Here is a 21,379-nt window from a genome sequence, read left to right on the forward strand (position 1 = left end):
CGCCGTCAGGCGAGCGCGACGACGGCGATCTCGACCAGCAGTTCCGGCGCGGCCAGCTTCGCCTCGACCGTCGCGCGAGTCGGCGCGCAGCCGGGCGCGACCCACGCATCCCACACGCTGTTCATGTCCGCAAAATCGCGCTCGATATTCGCCAGCCACACCTGAGCCGACACCAGCCGCGTCCTGTCGATGCCCGCCTTTTCCAGAAAGCCGTCGATCTTCGCCAGCACGCTCGCGGTCTGGACCTTCACATCCGGCGCGTGATCATTCGACGTCTGGCCGCCGATGAACACCAGTCCTGCCGCCTTGACGACGCGGCTCATCCGTTGATTCGTTTCGATTCTGACAATCTCGGACATATCTTGCTCAACTCCGTGGTTTAAGTGAATGGAACGCGCGCGGGCAGGGCGCGCGTGAGGTTAGTGGGCAACGGCGCTTGCCGAACGTTCCAGCGTGGACTGCCGCGAGAAGCGGTCGATGGCGAACGCGTCGAGCGGCAACGAAGCCTTGCCGTCGAGCACGAGTTCGGACACCAGCCGCCCGCATGCCGGCCCAAGCTGGAAGCCGCTGCCGCAATATCCAAACGAATAGACGAGATTCGACGCGCGGCGGCTTGGCGAGATCACGGGCAATGCATCGTCGGTGAAGGCTTCGACGCCCGCCCACGCGCGGTTCACGCCGAGATGCCGCAAATGCGGAAACAGATCGACGACGGTATTGGCGCTGCGCACCAGCCGCGCGAAATCGACTTCGCCGTGTCGTCCGTTCAGATCGGCGATGCCGATCAGCTTGCCGCCGATCACGACCGTGCCGTTGTCGAACTGCTTGAACGAGAGTGGGCGTCCTGTCGCGCCCAGCGTCGCGCGGCAGAACGGCGCGACGCGATGCGTCACCATCAGCATCAGGCCTTCGGGATGCACCGGCACGCGCTCGCCGACCTGTTCGGCCAACTGGCCCGCCCACGCGCCTGCCGTGACGACGAGCTTCTCCGCGCTGAATTCGCCGCGCGGCGTGTGCGCGATCCAGCGTGTGCCGCGCTGCTCGATGCGGGTGACGGGCGTGCCTTCGAAGAACTGCACGCCGAGCCGTTGCGCGGCCAGCCGGAAAGCCGTGGTGGTCTTGAACGGCAGCGCATAGCCGTCACGCTCGACCCAGATGCCGCCCGTCACGTGCGGCGCGAGCGCGGGTTCGAGTGCGAGCACGGTTTCGCGGTCGATGATCTTTTCGTGCGTGAAGCCATGCGATTCCAGTTCAGCCACGCGCGCGCGGCATTCGTCGAGTTCGGCTTCCGATTCGGCAATCTTCAACTGGCCGGACGCCACGAAGCCGCCGTCGTCGCCGATCAGCTCGCGCATCGTGTGCCAGATTTCGCGCGACATCAGCGCGAGCGGAATCTCAGGCACAGGCCGACCCAAGGTGCGCAAGCCACCCGCATTGACACCCGACGAATGTCGCGCGACGTAATCGGCTTCCAGCACGATCACGTTCGCACCGCGCCGCGCAAGATGGAACGCGGTGCTCGATCCGTGCAGACCGCCGCCGATCACCAGCACATCGGCCTCGCGCATGGCGCTGGAAGGAGACGTAGCAGTGTCATTCACCGGCGAGTTCTCCGAGCGTCAGCGGCTTGATGGGCGGACGGATGCGGTAGTAGCCGACGTCGCCGGGCGGCACCTTGCGGGCATCGGCGATGATCTCGGTCACGGTCAGGCCGCACATGCGTCCCTGGCACGGTCCCATGCCGCAGCGTCCAAACGACTTCGCCTGATTCGGGCCGAGGCAGCCCAGTTCAACGAAGCCGCGCACGTCGCCAGCCGTCACTTCCTCGCAGCGGCAGACGATCACGTCATCGTGCGGGATGCGGTTCGCGTCGCGCGGGCGGTACAGGCTGTCCAGAAACGGGCGGATGCGCATCACGCTGTCGAGCGCGCGGCGATGCGGCGCGGCCTCGCGGTCGCGGGTGTCGGAGTCGATAGCGCCCAGGTGACATGCGGCCTGAAGCGCCGCGAGTGAACCCTGTTCCGCCGCCGCCAGTGCACCGCCGATGCCGCCGCCATCGCCCGCGATAAAAATGCCGGGCACGTCGAGTTCGCCCCACGTGTCGGTGGTCGGTGTGAAGCACAGTTGCGCCGAGTCCCAATGGTGTTGCGCGCGCAACGACAGCGTGAACTGCGTATTCGGCACGACGCCCTGATGCAGCAGGATCACATTCGCTTCGATCCTGTGCGCGCGGCCTTGCGTCGTGAAGCTCAACGCGGCGGCGCGTTCGACGCCTTGTGCGTCCGTCTTCGATTCGATTCGCAGATCGTCGGCCGCTTCGTAGATGGGCACGCCGGCGGCGCGCAGCGTGCGGATCAGTTGCAAGCCTTTGCTCAAGAACGGCCACGCGCGCAATGCGGACAGCAGATACTTCTTCGCGCGCCAGCGGTCTTCGTGACGCGTCGTATCGACGAGTGCGCGGATCGGCACGCCGGCACGCACGTACTGCCAGCCGAGCAGATAGAGCAGCGGACCGCAGCCTGCCAGGATGGGCGGCTCGGCAGGCACTTCGCCTGCGCTTTTCAGCAGGATCTGCGCGGCGCCTGCCGTCAGCACGCCGGGCTGCGTCCAGCCGGGAATCGGGAACGGGCGTTCGAGCGCGCCTGTCGCCAGAATCACGCGCCGTGCGTCGAAGCTGCCGACCTTGCCGTCTTTCAGGTAGTGCACGGCGTGATCGCGCGTCACCTGCCACACCGACGCATGTGCGACATGGCGTGCACCGGAACGCACGAAAGCATCGGCGATGGCGGCGCCTGCCGCGTAGTCAGGACCGAGAATCTCCTTGCGACGCGCATCGGCGCGGCCAATCGCGCGATAGATCTGTCCGCCGACGGCATCCTGTTCGTCGAGCAGCACCACGGACAAACCGGCACGTGCTGCACGCGTGGCCGCGCTCATCCCGGCAGGACCGGCACCGACCACGACGACATCGACGGCTTCGGAAGGGAAGCTCGATACGGTTTCAGCAGCGTAATCAGCGGGCATGAGCATCCTCCAGCGAAACAGCTACGGGCGGCAGATCGCGCGCGCCTTCCTGCGAATGGATACGCATGCCGTCGCGTACCGTCACCATGCAGCTTTGGCGGCTCGGCACACCGTCGATCTCGACGAGACACTCGAAGCACGCGCCCATCATGCAGAACGGCGCACGTGGCGCACCGGAAACAGGCGTCGCGCGAAAGCGCGCAATGCCGGCAGCGAGCAGCGCCGCCGCCACCGACCGGCCGCCCGGCACACGCAGCGGCTGATCGTTGAACCAGATATCGACGGGCGCATCGGCGCCCGGCAGAGCCTTGAAGAGCGGTGTGGAAGTCATGTCGGAATCAGTGAGCGGGAATGAGAACAGGGGATTCGAGAAAGCGCGTGCCCGACATCGCGGGAAGCTCATCGGGCATTGCGCCGCCCGCAATCCACGGCGCAATGCGCAGCGCGTGCGCGGCGGCCAGCGTCACGCCGCTATGGCAGGTCACGACGAATGCGCCCGGATAGCGCGTGGATTCGTCGTAGATGGGAAAACCATCCGGGCTGTAGACGCGCAGCGCTGCCCACGTGCGCACCAGCCGTACGTTCTTCAGGAACGGAAACGCCCGCACGCCGCGCCGCGCAATGTCGGACAGCACGGGCGTGGTGGTGAAATCGTTGAGGCCGACTTCTTCCATCGAATCGCCGAACTGCAGCGTGCCTTCGTCGGTCTGGCGGACGTTGAGTGTCGGGTAATGCAGGAACGGCGCGACGCGTTCGCTGATCAGCACCTGGCCGCGGTTCGGCGCAACGGGTGCATGCAGCCCGACATGCGGCGCGAGCATGCGATTGCCGAGACCCGCCGCGAGCACCACGCGTGCCGCGCGATACACGCCGCGTTTGCCTTGCACCGCGAAGCCGCCGTTTTCCGGCGTGATACGCACCGCTTCTTCGTTGTTCACGAGCGTCACGCCGCGCCGTTGCATGCCTGTATGCAGCGCACGCAGCAGCTTGAGCGGATTGACGTGGCCATCCATCGGCGTGTAGCTCGCGCCGATCACGTCCGGGCCGACCTGCGGAATACGGTCGCGCACTTCACGCGCATCGAGCAGTTGATACGGATAGTCGCCGAGCTCACGTTGCAGCGCGCCGAGCCGTTTCGCGCGTTCGGCGATTTCGTCTTCGGAGAAGAAGAACTGGAAGCCGCCCGGCTGACGCAGCGCGACGTCGATGCCAGTCTGATCGAACAGCGTTTCGGCCAGCATCGGCCAGCGCGACGCCGAACTGCGCGACCAGCGCGCATACGGCGACAAGCCATAGCCTTTGCCCTGAATCCATACGAGGCCGAAGTTGCCGCGTGAAGCGCGAAACGCGCCGTCGTCCTGGTCGAGCACGGTCACGTTCGCACCTTCGCGCGCGAGTCCCCACGCAACAGCGGAACCGACCAGTCCACCGCCCAGCACGAGCACGTCGGCGCTGGCGTTAATGCTGGCGGAAGCGTTGTGAATCATCGGGCTTCTCCAATCAGAATGCGGTCCAGTCCGACCATGCGGTCGAGCAGCACCATCAGCAGAACCGTGCCGACGATCAGCACCGCCGACACCGACGCGACGAGGGGATCGATGGTCTGCGCGATCTGGTTGTACATGGCGACGGGCAGCGTAGTCGTGCCGGGCGTCGCGACGAAAATGGTCATCGTGAGTTCGTCGAAGCTCTGGATGAACGACAGCACCCAGCCGCCCGCGACGCCTGTGCGGATCATCGGCAGCACGACGCGGCGGAACGCGGTGAAACGGCTCGCGCCGCACGACAGCGCCGCGCGTTCGGCATCACGATCGAGCCCGACCGCCGACGACAACGCCAGCCGCAGCGCGTACGGCAACACGATGATCACGTGCGTCGCGACCAGCGCCCAGAACGAGCCGCTCAGCTGCAGCAGCGACAGGAAGCGCAGAAACGCGATGCCGAGCACGACGGCGGGAATCATCATCGGCGAGAGGAAGAAGCTCACCAGCGCGCCTCGGCCGACAAAGCGATAACGCGCGATCGCCAGCGCAGCGGGCACGGCGAGCGCAACGCCGATGGTCGCCGCCGCGAACGCGAGCCGCACGGAAAGCCAGAACGCCGACACGATGTCGCCGTTGTCCAGAATCGCGCGAAACCAGCGCAGCGAGGCGCCGTCGAAGGGCATCGAGATAAAGCCCTTGTCGGTGAACGCGACCAGCATTACGACGACCAGCGGCGCGAGGATGAAAGTGAGGAACAGTGCGTTGAACAGCAGGCCCCAGAATCCGTTCTGTTTCATGGCGTCACTCGAAAATGTGCTTGAAACGGCGTTCGGCGAGACGGCTGCAACCCATCACGATCGCGACGTTGGCGATCAGCAGCAGCACGGCGATGCTCGCGCCGAGCGGCCAGTTGAGCGTGCCGAGAAATTCGTCGTAGGCGGCCGTCGCCACCACTTTCAGGCGGCGCCCGCCGATCAGCGCAGGCGTCGCGAATGCCGATGCCGACAACGCGAACACGATGATCGAACCGGACAGCACACCAGGCATGATCTGCGGCAACACCACACGGCGGAACACGCGCAGCGGCGAGCCACCGAGCGACAGTCCTGCCCATTCGACTTGCGGATCGAGCTTTTGCAGCGTCGCCCACACGGACATCACCATGAAAGGCACCAGCACATGCGTGAGCGCGATGATCATGCCCGTCATCGTGAAGACGAGGCGGATCGGTTCGGACGTGATGTGCAGGGCTTGCAGCGCGTTGTTGAGCACGCCGTTATTGCCAAGCAGGATCTGCCAGCCGAGCGTGCGCACCACCACGGAAATCAGCAGCGGGCCGAGCACGATCAGCAGACACAGCGATTGCCATGGCCGCTTCATGCGTGCGAGCACGATCGTTTCAGGTACGCCGAGCAGCACGCTCAAGAAGGTCACGGCGAGTGCGAGGCCCGCTGTGCGCAGAAAGATTTCGCCGTAGTACGGATCGCTCAGTACTTCGGCGTAGTTTTTCAGCGTGTAGGCGGCTTCGACGCCCGCCACGTCGCTGAACACGCGGAACGATAGAAGCAACGTCAGCAGAAGCGGCACGAACAGCAGCGCGCCGAACAGCAGCAACGCAGGCGACGACAGCAGCCATGGCGTGGCGCCCGCACGCGTATCGTCAAGCGTTGCCATGAGCGCTCTCCCGGGTCAGCACGCGCAGATCGTCGTCGGTGAACGAGAGGCCGACTTCGTGGCCTTCGTCAGGCGGCGGCGCGCCGAAATTCGGCTGCGCGATGTGCAGCTTGCCGAGTTCCGTCTCGACTTCCAGCAGCCATTGATTGCCGATGAACACGCGGTTCGCCACACGACCGTGCATGCGCGCGTCGCCATTTGCGAGGCGGACTTTTTCCGGGCGAATGTAGACATGCACGGCGCCTTCGACATCACGGCCTTCGTGCGGCACATGCAGCGTGGTGCCTGCCACATCCACGACAGCGCAGCGCGGATTACGCGCGCGCACTTCGCCCGGCAGCGTATTCGTGCGACCGAGGAACGTCGATGCGAACGGCGTGGCAGGGCGCTCGTATGCATCGAATGGTGTGCTCAGTTGCGCGATGCGCCCTTTGTGCAGCACGGCGATGCGGTCGCTCATCGTCATCGCTTCGACCTGATCGTGCGTAACGAGGATCGTCGTGATGCCGAGGCGCTTCTGGATCGCGCGCAGTTCGATATGCATTTCCTCGCGCAACTTCGCGTCGAGATTCGACATCGGTTCGTCGAGCAACAGCAGTTCGGGGCGCATCGCCAGCGCACGTGCAATTGCAACGCGCTGGCGCTGGCCGCCCGACAGTTCCTTCGGATAACGTGCGTCGAGTCCCTTAAGACGTACGAGATCGAGCGCTTCGGCCACGCGCACCGCGCGCTCGTCGCGCTTCATGTTGCGCATTTCGAGGCCGAAGCCGACGTTGGCCGCCACCGTCATATGCGGAAACAGCGCATAGCTCTGGAACACCACGCCCATGCCGCGCTTTTCCGGGCGCACGTTGGTAATGTCGCGGCCACCGAGCGTGATGCTGCCCGCGCTCGGCGTGACGAAACCGGCGATCATCTGCAGCGTGGTGGTCTTGCCGCAGCCGGATGGCCCGAGCAGCGACAGGAACTCGCCGCGCTCGACGGACAGGTCGATATGCTCGACGGCAGTGAAGTCGCCGTAGCGCTTCGAGATGCCTTGCAAGGTGAGAAAGGTCATAAGCGTCGGTCCTGTTCGGAGTCGGGCGTAGAGGCTGGGAGCGGCAGCGCGGCTTAGCGTTCGACCGAGCGGTTCCAGCGCTCCGTCCATTCCGTGCGATGCTGGTTGATCGTGGTCCAGTCCATTGCCGTCAGCTTGTTGACCTGATCGGGACCGTATGGCACGCGCGCCGCGACATCGGGCGTCAGCTTGACGGTTTTGTTGACGGGACCGAGGCCGATGGCTTGTGCCTGCATGGCCTGCACTTCAGGGCTAAGCAGATACTGGACGAATTCCTGCGAGAGCTTCGGCTGCGCGTTCTCGGCAAGCGAACAGGCCGCCACCTGCAATGCCACGCCACCTTCCTTCGGATAGACGAACTTCAGCGGGAAGCCCGTGTTTTGCAGCGCCACCGCGCGGCCACTGCCGTACGGTGCGATGATCACATCGCCGGCCTGCATCAGGCCGTCCATTTCGCCGGGTGTCGGCGCCCACGACAGCACGTCGGGCGCGACCTGCTTCGTCATCGTGTTGAAGCCAGGATCGATGTTCTTTTCGCCGCCGCCGTTCATGCGCGCGAGCATCACGAGCGTATGCAGTCCATACGTATTCGTAATGGGCGGCACGCCGAGCTTGCCCTTCAGGCGCTTGTCGGTCAGCACCTGCCACGAATCGGGCGCGGGCAGGCCGAGTTTCTTGAACGCCTCTTCGTTGTAGCCGATACCCGTCGCCACCATGCCGACGCCGACCGCCGTCGGGCCGAGCCGTGCGAGCGGATAGAGATCCTTCATCACGGGCGCCTCATCGACCTTCGCGCACAGGCCAAGCTGCATCGCCTGATACATCGGGCCATCGTCCATCACCGCGACGTTGATCTGCTGGTGGCCTTTTTGCGCCTGGAGCTTGGCGAGGGTGTCGCTCGAATTGCCCGCGACATAGACGATCTTCACGTCATGCGCTTTTTCAAACGGCGGAATGACTTTCTGCCGATACAGCTGTTCATTCGAGCCACCGACATTCGCGACATATAGCGTCGTTTCAGCATGCGTTTGAAACGCAACCGTCAGGCTGGTGAGGGCAAGGGCAGAGGAGAGAGCACGGGTCGTAAAACGGCAACGGCGGCGCAGCGTTTCTTGCATGACGACGATCTCCAGACAGTGTGGGAAGGGACGCTCTGATGGCGTGTCCATGCATCACAGTCTGGTCTGCTATGGTTATATCGTCCAATACGAATAAAATACCTATCCATACATGGTTGATATGGGTTAGAGCCGATGAACCTGAAGCATATCGAGGCGTTTCGTGCGGTGATGGTGGCGGGGTCGATGACGGCGGCGGCGAAAGCGCTCTTCACGTCGCAGCCGAACGTGAGCCGGTTGATCTCGCAACTCGAACGCGAAACAGGCTTGCTGCTGTTTCAGCGCAGCGGCGTGCGGCTGATTCCGACCAGCGAAGGCACCGCGTTTTTCCGCGAAGTGGAACGTGCGTATGTGGGCTTGCAGGGGCTGACGAACGCTGCCGCGCAGATCCGCAATCTGGGCAGCGGACGTCTGCGCATTGCGGCGATGCCGTCAGCGGGGCTGACGCTGGTGCCACATGCCATCAAGCGTTTTCAGGCGCTGCATCCGGGCGTGACGGTGTCCTTGCACGTGAACACGTCGGGCACGGTGAACCATTGGACCGCGTCGCAGTTCTGCGATCTGGGCGTGGCGGTGTACATCAGCGAGGCGTCGAATTGCGATGTCGAGATGCTCTCGAAGGTGGCCGCTGTGTGCGTGATGCCGGCGTCACACAGGCTGGCATCGAAGGCCGTCATCAAGCCCACCGATCTCGAAGGCGAGTCGTTTATCTCGCTGTGTCATGGCGACGGCACGCGCGCGCAAATGGACGAGGTGTTCCTGCGTGCAGGCGTCGAACGCAAGCTCGCTATCGAAGGGCAATACACGGCGATCTGCTGCGAACTGGTGCGTTGCGGCATGGGCGTGACGCTCGCGCATCCCGGTGTGGCGCTGGACTTTGCAGGACCGGACATCGCGATCCGGCCATTCTCGCCGGCCGTGATGTTCCCGATGTATCTGCTGTTTCCGCCGCATCGGCCGCGTGAGCGGCTGGCGTCGGCGTTTATCGAGGTGCTGCGCGAGGAGCACGACGAAGTGATGGCGAAGATGGCGCGGATCGTGCCGGATTCAGCGTCGAAGCCGGCCCGCAAGCGCAGCGCGAAACGCGCCGTGCAATGACGTTGCCGCGAACCTGTCGGTGTCTCGCGGCAACGCGGGGATCAGGCGATCAAAGGTAGCTGCACACGTAATCGAGCGTTTCGATCACGTCGATGTCGAAGCGGCTCTGGCCGGGCACCGAAAACGATTCGCCGGCGCTGTACGTGTTCCATTCGTCGCTGCCTTGCAGACGGATGCGGCACTGGCCAGCCTGCACTTCCATCAGTTCGGGCGCGTCGGTGCCGAAGTTGAGCGTGCCGGGCAGGATCACGCCGAGCGTCTTGCGCGTGCCGTCGGCGAACAGAACGGTGTGCGACACGCACTTGCCGTCGAAATAGACGTTCGCGCGTTTGACAACGGAAACCTGGTCGAATTGCGGTGCAGCAGCCGTCATGGCGGTGTTCCTCTGGGTCGTGGTGAAAAGGGCGTCGCCATGCGCGGGCAATGGCGTGAGCCCGCCATCATACCAATCCCCGCAAGCGTCTCGCGGCTTTGCCGAAGCGGCCTCCGGAACCCGGAGAAACCCTCAGAGCGTTCGATCATCGCGCAGTTGTGCGCGATGATCGAACGAAATGTAGCAGTAATCTCTTGTGCATCTGGGGTGCGGGACGCTACTCTGCGGTCCATCTGATGACATTTGAGTGTCGTCAGCCTACAAGCTAGGAGACAACCATGACCGCAGTCACGGCCCACGAACCCGAGGGCAAGCATCAGTCGAAAAAAGCCGCCGCCAGCGGCTGGATTGGATCGGCACTCGAGTACTACGATTTCTTCATCTACGCGACCGCGTCCGCGTTGATCTTTCCGCAGATTTTCTTCCCCAAGGGCAACGCTACGACAGCCATCGTCGCGTCGCTGGCAACCTACGGCGTGGGCTATGTGGCGCGGCCAATCGGCGCCTTTGTACTCGGTCACCTCGGCGACACGCATGGCCGCAAGAAAGTGCTGCTGGCCTGCATGTTCCTGATGGGCTTCTCGACGATCGGCGTTGGCCTGCTGCCCACGTATGAACAGGTTGGCCTGCTGGCACCCGTGCTGCTGGTGCTGCTGCGCCTGGTTCAGGGCTTCGCGGTGGCAGGCGAAATTTCCGGCGCGAGCTCGATGATTCTGGAGCACGCACCGTTTGGCCGCCGCGGCTTCTACTCCAGCTTCACGCTGCAAGGCGTGCAGGCCGGGCAGATTCTGGCTGCCGCCGTGTTCCTGCCGCTTGCGCACTACATGCCTGCCGAGCAGTTCAACGTCTGGGGCTGGCGCATTCCGTTCCTGCTGAGCTTCGTGGTGATCATCGCGGGCTACATCATCCGTCGTAAGGTCGACGAAACGCCCGCGTTCAAGGACGAAGACCAGCGCTCGGCCGTTGCCCACTCGCCCATCGTCGATGCATTCAAGTACAGCACGCCGAACATGACGCGTGTGGTCTGCATGGCGCTGATGAACGTGATCCCCGTCGTGGCGACCATCTTCGGCGCGGCCTACGCGGTGCAACCGGCTTACGGCATCGGCTTCGCGAAGGACGTGTATCTGTGGATCCCGGTGGTCGGCAATATCGTCGCCGTGGTGGTGATTCCGTACGTCGGCAACCTGTCGGACAAGATCGGCCGCAAGCCGCCGATGATCGTCGGTTCGCTGCTGTCCGGCTTGCTGGCGTTCGCATACCTCTACGCGATCAGCATCCATAGTGTGCCCATCGCGTTCGTGATATCGATCCTGATGTGGGGCATCGTGTATCAAGGCTACAACGCCGTGTTCCCGAGCTTCTACCCGGAACTGTTCCCGACACGCACCCGCGTCACGGCGATGGCGATTGCCCAGAACATCGGCACGGCGATCACGGCGATGCTGCCCGCACTGTTCACGGCTGTAGCGCCGCCGGGAGCCGCGAACATCTGGTTGACGGTCGGCGGCCTCGCTTTCGCGATCACCATCATCGCCGCACTGGCTGCATTCAGCGCCCGCGAAACGTACCGTGTTCACATGGACGAACTGGGCAAGGCGGATGCGCACCCGGTCGACAAGACCGAGTACGACGCTGCGCGGGCTGCGGCATTCGCTCACTGACACAACACTGAAGCAACACCGAAGCACGACTGACACGCATTGCAGCGCATCAAAGCGCACCGAGGCCCGCTCCGCGGGCCTGCCAGCCTGAGAGAGCACTTCGATCATGATTTCCGGAAAGACCACCCTCGTTGCGCACATCGGTTTCCCGACCGAAAGCTTCAAGTCGCCGATGATCTACAACCCCTGGTTCGAGCGAAAGGGTATCGACGCCGTTGTCGTGCCGATGGGCGTCAAGGCGGAAGACTACGAGCAGAGCTTCCAGTCGATCTTCCGCTTCACCAATCTGCGCGGCGCGTTGATCACGATGCCGCACAAGGTGACCACGGTCGGACTGGTGGATGAGGTCACGCCTGCCGTCAAGATTGCAGGTGCCTGCAATGCCGTGCTCAAGCGGCCGGACGGCACGCTGCTCGGCGATCAGTTCGATGGTGCGGGCTTCGTGCGCGGCGTGCTACGCAAGGGTCGGCAACTGAAGGGCGCGCGCGGGCTGGGGTCGGGTTCGGGCGGCGTGGGTTCGGCCATCGCGGCTTCGCTGGCGGCGGCCGGTGTAGCGGAACTGGCGCTGTTCGACGCGCGGACCGACTCCGCCGATGGCCTCGCGCAGCGCCTGCGCGAGCACTATCCGCAGATGACGGTGAGCACCGGTTCGAACGATCCTGCCGGCTTCGACGTGGTGGTGAACGCGACACCGCTTGGCATGAAGGAAGGCGATCCACTACCTTTCGACGTCGCGCGCATTTCGCCGCAGACGTTTGTCGGTGAAGTCGTGATGAAGTCGGAATACACGCCGTTTCTGCGCGCCGCGCGCGAGAAGGGCTGCGACGTGCAGGTCGGCACCGACATGCTGTTCGAGATGATTCCTGCCTATCTTGAGTTCTTCGGTTTCGGGACTGCGACGCCCGAGGAACTGCGCGAAGCGGCGACCATTGCCTATTGATCCGGCGTTCATCGCGCAGATTGATCGCGCAGCGCCCGGTTCGGCCAGTTCGAGTCTGACGAGACTCGTGCTGGCCGTTTTCATTTAGCTTCCCGCTCAGTCCACCACGGCGACGATATTGACCGTTCCCTGCCGGGCCATCTTGGCGTAGGGGCACAGCCGTTCGGCGTTTCTCACCAGTTCTTCCGCCACCTCGCGCGCCACGCCGGGTATCCGCACCTGCACATCGATCATGAGCGCGTAGCCGCCGTCCATCGGATCGCGGCCAAAGGCGACCTGCACGCCGACGGCGATGTCGTCGAGTGTCAGCTTTGAGCGTTTGCCTAGCAGATTCAGCGCGCCATGAAAGCAGCCTGCGAAAGCGGCCGCGAACAGTTGCTCGGGATTCGTGCCGCCGCCTTCGCCGCCTAGTTCGGTGGGCAGGCGTAACGCCAGATCGAGCATGCCATCGTTCGATCGTGCCACGCCCGACGCGCGTCCATGACCCGTTTCGCCGCCGGAGACGGTGACGGTCGTCGCGTAGAGCGGCTCGAATTCCCGGCCACGATAGCGATCGAGCAGGGACAGCGGCGGCGCTTCGAGTTTCGTTTTCATGTTCCTTCCCCGGCGCGGCGACGCATCCCATTCGAGCGGCCGTGCCTCGAGCCTATTGCTCGCCTTCATGACAGAGCGACAATCCAGTCGATGCCATGTTAGTTGACGGAAAAATGTCGTGGTAGACGCATGGCGAGGCGCACGGTGTTGCCTTGTACGCACCAATCGCGGTGCACTGCGTGAGTGCCGCGCGTGCGGCCCTTAGAATGGAGCCAACGCGCTGTTTCGACGGGCGCGTATTCCACAGGGACACCACAAATGAACGAGCGGACACCGAAAAAAGGCTTGCGGCCCCGAAAGGCGCCGAGCCAGCCACGCTCGGAAGAAACCGTTGCGGCGATCATCGAGGCGGCCGCGCAGGTTCTCGAAGCGGAAGGATTCGACGGATTCAACACGAACGCAGTGGCCGCGCGCGCGGGCGTGAGCATTGGTTCGCTCTACCAGTACTTTCCAGGCAAGGACGCGCTGACGGTCGCCCTGATTCGACGTGAAATGAAGCGCTTTTATGACGATGTCGCTATTGCGCTTGCGATGCACAACGGCGAGGACGCGCTAACGTATCTGCTCGGCGCGGCCGTGCGCCAGCAGTTGCAACGCCCGCGGCTGGCGAGACTGCTCGATATCGAAGAGGGTCGCCCGGCGTTGCGCGACGAAGTGGCCAAGCCGGAACTGGAGCAGATGACGACCGAGATCATCAAGCGCGCGATTCCTCAGCATGCGAGTCCCGAAGTCGCGGCGGCCGATCTGTTCGCGATGGTGCGAGGCATCGTCGATGCCGCGGGCGAGCGGGGCGAGACCGATATGGCGTACCTCGAATACAGGGTGAGGGCCGCGGTTTTCGGCTATCTGGCGAACACGGGTACGGCCTGAAAAGAATCCGAATGTGAGCAACGGGGCACGCGGCAGTGGCGTGATATGGGCTGAAACGCCTTTATTCAGGCGTGTTTGGCGCATGCCGACAAACGCGGCGAATGCGAGTTGTTGGCGGTGGCGTGAGCTTTTATTCTGAAGTCCTCGAGCGGCAATGCATAGGGCAGCCGCCACCGTAAGAGAGATCGACGATGACTGACGTGACACAAAGCATGAAGCTCAACCATCTGAGCTTTCCTTCCGCCGATACCACCGCGACCGCGAAGTTCTTCGAACAGTACCTGGGCTTTACGATTGCCGGTACATGGGAAAAATCGTACATCCTGAAGCGGCCCGGTTACGACGTGGTGATCGACCACGCAACGGGCGATGTGCCTGCGTGGCCGGCGAACTTTCATGTCGGCTTCGAGCTTCCTGACTTCGAGGATGTTCACGCGCTGTATGAGCGTTTCAAGGCCGACGGCGTGCAGATGGAAACGGGCATTTTCAACAACGGGCGCGGCTCGCGTTTCTTCTGCCGCGCGCCGGGCGGCGTGATGTTCGAGTTGAACACGCGCCGCGATGCGGCGCCCGAGTATCAAGGCACGTTCGACAACTGAGCGCGTTTCGTTGCCGTCACGGCTCGACAACATTGAAGTCGCCGTCGAACTGCTCCAGCGTTTCGAGCAACGCACGGAACAGCGCGACATCGCCTTCCAGCTGGATCTCACGCGCTGCGACGGCATCCTTGAAGCCCGTCTCGGCGCAGAGAATGCGGTTCAGCGTGTGCCGCGACATCGATACATGCAGGTCGGCTTGAGCGCTCCGGCCCGGCGCTGACCAGGTCAGCGCGCCATGCAACAGGTTCAGCGCGAAACGCCTGTTGATGTCGGTGAACTGCCAGTCGATCTGCATCTTCAGATGCTGGGCCTTCAGTCCGTCGATTCTCACGGCAAGGTAGTCGAAGAACATTTCTTCCGTGATCGCGCAAACCATGTCGCGGCTGCGATTGCCGAACTGCGTCGATGGCGTGCGGCCTTCGCGCAGTTCGCGCGCGCCCAGCAGGAACGCATTGCGCCACGTGGCCGATTCCGCCTGATAGCCCATCTGCTCCAGCGCCGCCGCGCCGAGTTCGCGTGCCTCGCGCAAGCGCGGCTGGGCGAACACGAGATGATTCATCACCTGCGCAACCCATCGGTAATCGCCCTTTTCAAAGTCGACGCGCGCGCGTTCGAGCATGACTTCCGCGCCGCCCATGTATTCGACGTAGCGGGTGGCGGCCGCTTCCGGCGGCAGCGCATGCAGGTTGCTCGGATTGCCGTCGTACCAGCTCAGATAGTGCTGATACACCGCCTTCACGTTGTGCGACACGCTGCCGTAATAGCCGCGCGTATGCCATTTGTTGAGCAGTGCATCGGGCAGCCTGATCTGCTCGGCGATCTCGACGGCATTCAGCCCGTGATTCATCAGGCGGACGGTCTGATCGTGCAGGAACTTGTAGAGATCGCGCTGCGCTTCGAGATAATCGACGATGCGCGCGTGGCCCCACGTCGGCCAGTTGTGCTGCGCGAATACGACTTCTGCGTCGCGTCCAAAACGTTCGAGCGATTCGCCCAGATAGCGCGACCACAGTTGCGCATTACGGACCTGAGCGCCACGCAGCGGACACAGATTGTGCAGCGAGCGCGTGCCGTTCTCGGCGAGATTGAGCGCGCGTTCCTGCGGGAAATAGAAGTGCATTTCGGCGGGAGCTTCGCTTTCCGGCGTCAGCTGAAACACGATCTCGACGCCATCGATCACGTGCGTTTCCGACGCTTCGGTGATCAGTTGCGTGGGCGGAATCAGCGTGATCGTGCCGCGCGGAATGTTCTTGCCCATACCCGCGTCGATCTGGCAACAGGCGTTGCGCGCCAGCGTATGCCCGAACTGGAACTGCGCACGCCGCGCCATGGCCGTGCCTGCCATCACGTTTTCGGAAATGGCTTCCTGCATGAATCCAGCAGGCGCGATGATCGCGGCCTTGCCCGCTATCACGTCCTGTTCGCTGACCACACCGCGCACGCCGCCGAAATGGTCTGCGTGACTGTGGCTGTAGATCACGGCAACCACGGGACGCTTCGGACGATGCACGAAATACAGATCGAGTGCGGCTGCTGCTGTTTCCTTGCACGTCAACGGATCGATCACGATCAGGCCGCTATCGCCTTCGATGAACGTGATGTTCGATACGTCGAAGCCGCGCACCTGATAGATGCGCTCCGTCACCTTGAAGAGACCATGCAGCGTGTTCAGCCGCGCGTGACGCCACAGCGCGGGATGCGCGGTCGCGGGCGCATGCTCGTCGTCGAGGAAGCGGTATTCGCCGAGGCTCCAGACCAGTTGGTCGTAGGCGCCGCGAATCTCCGCATCGGGAAGCGTCGCGATGAAACCGCGCCGCGCATCGGCTTCTTCGAGAGGATCGTCGGGTGGTAGTGCGCGCGACGCGCGTTCCTGTGCGGCGCGTGTCGCAGCGGACGCGGGCAGCGGTTCATACGACATCGGGTGTGACATCAACAGGCTCCTGTTGGACAGGTGAGGCCGTGGCACCCATGCGGCCACGGGCAATGAAGCTGGCGGCGCATCGCGATGCGCCGCCGCCGGTAGCGGGGATCAGCGTGCCGCTGCGCGGATCATGTCCGCGGCCTTTTCGCCGATCATCATCGCGGGCGCGTTGGTATTGCCGCCGATCAGCGTCGGCATGATCGAGCAGTCCACCACGCGCAGACCCTCGACACCTCTCACGCGCAGTTCGGGATCGACCACGGCGAGCGGATCGCCGGCCGCTCCCATGCGACACGTGCCGACCGGGTGATACAGACAGTCGGCATGACCGCGCACGAAATCGCGCACGGTTTCCTCGTTCGCGAAGCTCTCGCTTTTCATCTCGCGTCCGCCGAGGTCTTTCATCGCAGGTTGATTGAACACGTCGCGCATGATGCCGATACCGGCGATCAGCGTTTCCATGTCGCGCGGCGCGGTCATCAGGCGTGTGTCGATCAGCGGTGCTTCACGCATGTCGGGCGAGCGCAGGCGGACATAGCCACGGCTTTCGGGACGCAGCACGCAGATATGCCCCGAGTAGCCATGTCCGAGCTTGCGGCGGCTGCCCATGTTGCGGTTGCCGAGCAGCGCGACAGTGAACACGAGATTCAGGTCCGGGCGATCCAGTTCGGGCCGGCTCTTCACGAACGCGCCCGCCTCGACGAAGTTCGATGTCAGCATGCCCGTACGCTGGCGCCGGTAACGTCGAATCTCCTTGAGCAGGCGGACGCCGCCGCGCAGGGTCGCGCCGAACAGATCGGTGCTGTCGAGCTGCGTGTTGATGACGATGTCGAGATGGTCTTGCAGGTTCTCGCCGACGCCAGGCAAATCGTGGCGAACGTCGATACCCATTTGCTGCAGATGTTTCGCGGGACCGATGCCCGAAGCGAGCAGCAGTTGCGGCGAGTTGAACACGCCGCCGCTGACGATCACTTCACGGCGCGCGCGCAAGGTCTGTTCGACGCCGTTGCGCGAGACCACGACGCCCACCGCGCGCTTGCCTTCGAACACGAGACGCAATGCGAGCGTGCCTGTCAGCACGTGCAGATTATGGCGGCCGCCGTTGTAGTGCCCGTCGACGGTCTTGCCGCGATGCAGATAGGCACGCGCTGCGTTCCAGCGTTCGCCGTTGTGCTGCGTCACCTGGTAATAGCCGAAGCCTTCCTGTTCGGCGCCGTTGAAATCGTCGTTCAAGGCGTGGCCCGCCTGCTGTGCGGCTTGCAGGAAATGCCGGCAGAACGGGTTCGGCGAGCGCAGATCGTTGACGTAGAGCGGGCCATCCGTGCCGTGCCACGGATTGTCCGAGCCGACGAAGCGCGTGTTGTTCTCGCTGCGCCTGAAGTACGGCAGCACGTCGTCGAAACGCCCGCCCGTGCAGCCAAGCGCCGCCCAGTCGTCATAGTCCTTGCGATGGCCGCGGATATACACCATGCCATTGAGCGACGACGAGCCGCCCAGCACGCGGCCGCGCGGCTGATAGCTGCGGCGGCCGTCGAGTTCCGGTTGCGGCTCGGTGTAATAGCCGTAGTTGTAGGGGCCGGGTTTGACGACCGTCTTCGCCAGCCCGACGGGCGTCCAGATCAGATAGTGGTCGTCGGGGCCGCCGTTTTCGAGCACGGCGACGCTGATGGTGGGATCGTCGGACAGACGTCCCGCGACAGCGCAACCGGCCGAGCCGGCGCCGATCACGAGATAGTCGTACTCGCCCGCAACGGGCGGACAGGAAGGCCGGTTCATCGATGGATTCCTTGTTGTTTTGCAGGACGCGTGCCCGTCTCCTGGGCGTCGTGCGTGTCCGTTGGCGGGTCGATGCCGCGCCAAAGCTTGAAAACACGCGCTACGACGATAGAGGCAGGGCAGGAATGGCGGGACTACCCGGATCGGGTAGGGATGGCGGGAGGGTGGTTTTTCGTTCGGGAAGCTTGCTGTGGGTCAACAGGGGCGTGGGGTTGCTACGCGCGCTCGCCTGCAAAATCATCCAATACTTTCGGTGCGGGTTTCCCTAGCATGCTCTCCAGGGTGTTCATCAGGAGAAGGGAATTGTCTTTGCAAGCAGACGTACAGACATCGAACGATACGGAAGCCGTACTCAAGCCCGAACGCTGCGTGATCGTCGTGGACGAGGCGCTGACGCCCGGCAAGGCGTCGAATGCTGCCGCCGTCGTCGCGTTCACCTTGGGCCAGCGGCACAGCCATCTCGTCGGCGCGCCGCTGCGGGAGCGCGGCGGCGTCGTGCATCCGGGGCTGATTCCGATCGGTATTCCCGTGCTCAAGGCATCGGCGGAGCAGTTGAGTGCGTTGCGCGCAAAATCGCTGCCGCACTGCGACGTGGTGGATTTTCCCGTGCAAGGGCAGGCCACCACCGATTACAGCGCCTTTCTCGACGCTGTCCACACGTTCGAGGGCGAGTCGCTGCAATACCTCGCAGTGGGGCTCGTCGGTCCGCGCAACAGGATCGGCAAGCTGGTCGGCGGCCTGGCGCTGTTCGCATGATGACTGCGCACCTCACATCGCAACTCGACGGCCAGGTCTGGTCGATCGGTATCGACCGCCCGGAAAAGCGCAATGCGCTCGACGGCACGATGTTCGACGCGCTCGCCAATGCGCTGCGGCTTGCGCAGGGCGACGTGCGTGTCCATTGCGTGCTGCTGCACGGCACGCAGGATTGCTTCTGCTCGGGCCATGACAAGGCCGAATTCGGCGCACTCTGGCCGCAGGCTGCGGACGGTGCGGTAGCGCGCTGCATCGGTGCCTTCGCCGGGCAACCGAAGCCGCTGGTCGCCGCTGTCAACGGTGCGGCCGTCGGTTTCGGCGCGACCCTGTTGCTGCACGCCGACTACGTGGTCGCAGGCGAGGGCGCGATGTTCCGCTTTCCATTCGCCGATCTCGGGATCGTCCCCGAAGCGGGCGCGACGGCTTTGCTGGCGCGCCGGGTCGGCGAACTGGTGGCACGCGACTGGTTGCTGAGCGGCCGCGCGATCACGGCGACGGAGGCCCTGCAGTGCGGTTTCGTTTCGCGCGTGGTGCCCAACGAGGATGTGCATCAGACGGCGCGCGCCTATGCCGCGCAACTCGCGTCGAAACCGCCGAGCGCCTTGCAGGCCACGCGGCGTCTGCTGCAGGAAGGCGCGACGTCGTCGGCGGCTGACGCGATCGAACGCGAGCTTGCGTATCTCAATGCCTACATCCCGGCCGTGTGCTGGAGGTCGATTCCTCATGCGTAAAGTGCATATCGTCCACGCTCATCCGGAGCCGCGCTCCTTCTGCACGGCGATGGCGCACGAAGCCCGCGGCCGGTTGATGCAGCAAGGCGCCGAGGTGAGTTTTTCCGATCTCTACGCGCTCGACTTCGATCCCGTTGTGCGTGCAAGCGACTTCAGCGAGCGTGCCAACGACGATTATCTGGTGTACGCGCTGGAGCAACGCCATGCGCTCGAACACGACATCGTCGCAGCCGATATCCGCCGTGAAGTGGATGCGCTCCTTGCCAGCGATACGCTGATGCTGGTGTTCCCGCTCTACTGGTTCTCGACGCCTGCGCTGATCAAAGGCTGGATCGACCGCTGCTTTCTGTCGGGTGCGTTGTATGGCGGCAAGCGCATCTATGGACGCGGCGGCATGGCGGGCAAGCGTGCCGTGATCGGCGTGACGCTGGGTGGGCGCGAACATATGTTCGGCGCGGATGGCATTCACGGCGAACTTGCACGCGGCATGCTGCGACATCTGCTGCAAGGCACGCTGGGTTACGTGGGCTACGAAGTGCTCGAACCGTTCTTCGCGTGGCACGTTCCTTACTGCTCTGATGCCGAGCGGGCGGCGAGCCTGGCGCGCTGGTGCGATTTCGTCGACGGGCTGGACGAGCAGCCGACGCTGACGATGCCTCGCCTCGAGGACTATGATGATGTTTTCCGTCCGCTTCCACAGGCCGCATCGCGATGAAAGCAACTCTGCCGACGCCTTCCGTCAAGCTCTGGCGCGCGCCCGACGTGATGGATGCCGTGATGCTCAAGGGGCAATTCGTCGGGCATCGGTATCCGCCGCACACGCACGACACGCATTGTCTCGCGGTGATCACGGGCGGAACCCTCGCTGTGGAAGTTCAGCAGGAGCGTCGACTGTGCCGGCAAGGTGACGTGGTCGTCATCGATGCCGATGTAGTGCATGCGGGCGCGGCCGCAGGCGATGGCCACTGGAAGATGCGTGTCGAGCACGTGCAGCCCGAGGCGCTTGCTGCGTATTGCGAGCGGCTTGGCATTGCGCGACGCGAACGGTTCGACGTGACGAGTCCGTTTATCGCCGATGCTGAAGTGTCGCGCAGTCTGTATGGCGTGAACTGGTGCTCGGAAGTCGACGATGATCCATTCAAGCGTAGCGAGGCGCTGGCGCGTGCTGTCGTGGGGTTGCATGCGCGGCATGCCGTGCGTGCTGCCAGTCTTCCTGTCGTGCGGCGGGAGCCGGCGCTGGTGCGGGCGGTCAAGAACCGGTTGTGTGAGGATCTGCATGCGCGGCTCACGCTGTCGACGCTCGCTGGTGAATTCGGCGTGACGCCGTTTGTGTTGCTGCGTGCGTTTGAGCGTGAAGCCGGGTTGAGTCCGCATGCGTTTCAGCAGCAGGAGCGGGTGCGGTATGCGATGCCGATGTTGCGCGCGGGGCGCGGGATTGCGGAGGTGGGGGCGGTTGCTGGTTTTGCTGATCAGTCGCATTTTACGCGGGTTTTCAAGAGGCAGACTGGGGTGACGCCGAAGGTTTATCAGGCTGTGTTTGGGTGAGGGTTGTTGTTGTTGTTGTTGTTGTTGTTGTTGGGTTTGTGCGCTGGCATCCGCGTTTTGTTAGTGGTGCTTCAGGCGTTGCCCCTGTGCGGGGCGGCACTTACTTTCTTTGCCGCCGCAAAGAAAGTAAGCAAAGAAAGCGGGCTAACACCGCA

General features: G+C 63.7%; 22 protein-coding genes. 9 read left to right on the forward strand and 13 right to left on the reverse strand.

The features are described from left to right. Window positions 1-5: 5 nt before the first annotated feature. The 9 genes from DK391_RS23050 to DK391_RS23090 are packed head-to-tail and all read right to left on the reverse strand — an operon-like array spanning window position 6 to window position 8,357. Entirely contained in the window at window positions 6-359 is a 354-nt protein-coding gene (locus DK391_RS23050; RefSeq protein ID WP_109480300.1) for a RidA family protein, read from the reverse strand. Window positions 360-419: 60 nt separating this feature from the next. Beyond that, window positions 420-1,568 (reverse strand): FAD-binding oxidoreductase, encoded by a 1,149-nt coding sequence (locus DK391_RS23055; protein WP_204117422.1) that lies wholly within the window; start codon window positions 1,566-1,568, stop codon window positions 420-422. Window positions 1,569-1,593: 25 nt separating this feature from the next. Beyond that, the gene (locus DK391_RS23060) at window positions 1,594-3,024 is read right to left on the reverse strand and encodes an FAD-dependent oxidoreductase (protein ID WP_109480302.1); all 1,431 of its coding nucleotides are present in this window, start codon (window positions 3,022-3,024) and stop codon (window positions 1,594-1,596) included. Further along, on the reverse strand, window positions 3,014-3,355 hold the full coding sequence (locus DK391_RS23065; RefSeq protein WP_109480303.1) for a (2Fe-2S)-binding protein: 342 nt from the start codon (window positions 3,353-3,355) through the stop codon (window positions 3,014-3,016). The genes DK391_RS23060 and DK391_RS23065 overlap by 11 nt, the downstream gene beginning before the upstream one ends. A 7-nt stretch (window positions 3,356-3,362) precedes the next feature. Continuing rightward, window positions 3,363-4,511, reverse strand: a complete 1,149-nt coding sequence (locus DK391_RS23070) for an FAD-dependent oxidoreductase (RefSeq protein ID WP_109480304.1) — start codon at window positions 4,509-4,511, stop codon at window positions 3,363-3,365. Continuing rightward, a complete protein-coding gene (locus DK391_RS23075) occupies window positions 4,508-5,305 on the reverse strand; it encodes an ABC transporter permease (RefSeq protein WP_109480305.1) in 798 nt (265 codons plus the stop codon). The genes DK391_RS23070 and DK391_RS23075 overlap by 4 nt, the downstream gene beginning before the upstream one ends. A gap of 4 nt (window positions 5,306-5,309) precedes the next feature. Further along, complete coding sequence (locus DK391_RS23080) at window positions 5,310-6,182, reverse strand: ABC transporter permease (protein ID WP_109480306.1); 873 nt, start codon at window positions 6,180-6,182, stop codon at window positions 5,310-5,312. Then, complete coding sequence (locus DK391_RS23085) at window positions 6,169-7,239, reverse strand: ABC transporter ATP-binding protein (RefSeq protein ID WP_109480307.1); 1,071 nt, start codon at window positions 7,237-7,239, stop codon at window positions 6,169-6,171. The genes DK391_RS23080 and DK391_RS23085 overlap by 14 nt, the downstream gene beginning before the upstream one ends. Window positions 7,240-7,292: 53 nt before the next feature. Next, a complete protein-coding gene (locus DK391_RS23090) occupies window positions 7,293-8,357 on the reverse strand; it encodes an ABC transporter substrate-binding protein (RefSeq protein ID WP_109480308.1) in 1,065 nt (354 codons plus the stop codon). A gap of 135 nt (window positions 8,358-8,492) precedes the next feature. Between DK391_RS23090 and DK391_RS23095 the strand changes: the two genes are divergently transcribed. Beyond that, entirely contained in the window at window positions 8,493-9,455 is a 963-nt protein-coding gene (locus DK391_RS23095) for a LysR substrate-binding domain-containing protein (RefSeq protein WP_109480309.1), read from the forward strand. Window positions 9,456-9,504: 49 nt separating this feature from the next. On the opposite strand, the gene DK391_RS23100 is transcribed toward DK391_RS23095, so the two are convergent. Next, window positions 9,505-9,828: a pyrimidine/purine nucleoside phosphorylase gene (locus DK391_RS23100; RefSeq protein ID WP_109480310.1), complete on the reverse strand. Its 324-nt coding sequence runs from the start codon at window positions 9,826-9,828 to the stop codon at window positions 9,505-9,507. A gap of 278 nt (window positions 9,829-10,106) precedes the next feature. Between DK391_RS23100 and DK391_RS23105 the strand changes: the two genes are divergently transcribed. Then, on the forward strand, window positions 10,107-11,492 hold the full coding sequence (locus tag DK391_RS23105; RefSeq protein ID WP_109480311.1) for an MFS transporter: 1,386 nt from the start codon (window positions 10,107-10,109) through the stop codon (window positions 11,490-11,492). Between the two features lie 106 nt (window positions 11,493-11,598). Then, on the forward strand, window positions 11,599-12,432 hold the full coding sequence (locus DK391_RS23110) for a shikimate dehydrogenase (RefSeq protein ID WP_109480312.1): 834 nt from the start codon (window positions 11,599-11,601) through the stop codon (window positions 12,430-12,432). Window positions 12,433-12,528: 96 nt separating this feature from the next. Here DK391_RS23110 and DK391_RS23115 read toward each other — a convergent pair whose 3' ends face one another. Continuing rightward, window positions 12,529-13,026, reverse strand: a complete 498-nt coding sequence (locus tag DK391_RS23115) for an Ohr family peroxiredoxin (protein ID WP_109480313.1) — start codon at window positions 13,024-13,026, stop codon at window positions 12,529-12,531. A gap of 258 nt (window positions 13,027-13,284) precedes the next feature. Here DK391_RS23115 and DK391_RS23120 point away from each other — a divergent pair, with 258 nt between their 5' ends. Both DK391_RS23120 and DK391_RS23125 read left to right on the forward strand, forming a co-directional pair. Then, complete coding sequence (locus tag DK391_RS23120) at window positions 13,285-13,896, forward strand: TetR/AcrR family transcriptional regulator (protein WP_109480314.1); 612 nt, start codon at window positions 13,285-13,287, stop codon at window positions 13,894-13,896. Window positions 13,897-14,087: 191 nt separating this feature from the next. Continuing rightward, window positions 14,088-14,495 (forward strand): VOC family protein, encoded by a 408-nt coding sequence (locus tag DK391_RS23125; RefSeq protein WP_204117420.1) that lies wholly within the window; start codon window positions 14,088-14,090, stop codon window positions 14,493-14,495. Window positions 14,496-14,511: 16 nt separating this feature from the next. On the opposite strand, the gene DK391_RS23130 is transcribed toward DK391_RS23125, so the two are convergent. Together DK391_RS23130 and DK391_RS23135 are read right to left on the reverse strand one after the other, a co-directional pair. Further along, complete coding sequence (locus DK391_RS23130; RefSeq protein ID WP_109480315.1) at window positions 14,512-16,425, reverse strand: alkyl sulfatase dimerization domain-containing protein; 1,914 nt, start codon at window positions 16,423-16,425, stop codon at window positions 14,512-14,514. A gap of 99 nt (window positions 16,426-16,524) precedes the next feature. Continuing rightward, complete coding sequence (locus tag DK391_RS23135; RefSeq protein WP_109480316.1) at window positions 16,525-18,192, reverse strand: GMC family oxidoreductase N-terminal domain-containing protein; 1,668 nt, start codon at window positions 18,190-18,192, stop codon at window positions 16,525-16,527. 303 nt (window positions 18,193-18,495) lie between these two features. Here DK391_RS23135 and DK391_RS23145 point away from each other — a divergent pair, with 303 nt between their 5' ends. From DK391_RS23145 to DK391_RS23160, 4 genes are read left to right on the forward strand one after another with little or no spacing between them, the layout of a single operon-like run. Further along, the gene (locus tag DK391_RS23145) at window positions 18,496-18,948 is read left to right on the forward strand and encodes a DUF2000 domain-containing protein (RefSeq protein ID WP_109480318.1); all 453 of its coding nucleotides are present in this window, start codon (window positions 18,496-18,498) and stop codon (window positions 18,946-18,948) included. Next, window positions 18,945-19,679 (forward strand): enoyl-CoA hydratase-related protein, encoded by a 735-nt coding sequence (locus DK391_RS23150; protein ID WP_109480319.1) that lies wholly within the window; start codon window positions 18,945-18,947, stop codon window positions 19,677-19,679. Before DK391_RS23145 ends, DK391_RS23150 begins: the two co-directional genes overlap by 4 nt. Beyond that, a complete protein-coding gene (locus DK391_RS23155; RefSeq protein WP_109480320.1) occupies window positions 19,672-20,394 on the forward strand; it encodes an NAD(P)H-dependent oxidoreductase in 723 nt (240 codons plus the stop codon). Before DK391_RS23150 ends, DK391_RS23155 begins: the two co-directional genes overlap by 8 nt. Beyond that, window positions 20,391-21,224, forward strand: coding sequence for an AraC family transcriptional regulator (locus tag DK391_RS23160; RefSeq protein WP_109480321.1), 834 nt, complete (start codon window positions 20,391-20,393; stop codon window positions 21,222-21,224). Before DK391_RS23155 ends, DK391_RS23160 begins: the two co-directional genes overlap by 4 nt. The last annotated feature ends 155 nt before the right edge of the window (window positions 21,225-21,379 follow it).

Source organism: Paraburkholderia sp. C35 (assembly GCF_003121405.1).
In the GTDB taxonomy this organism is placed as follows: domain Bacteria; phylum Pseudomonadota; class Gammaproteobacteria; order Burkholderiales; family Burkholderiaceae; genus Paraburkholderia.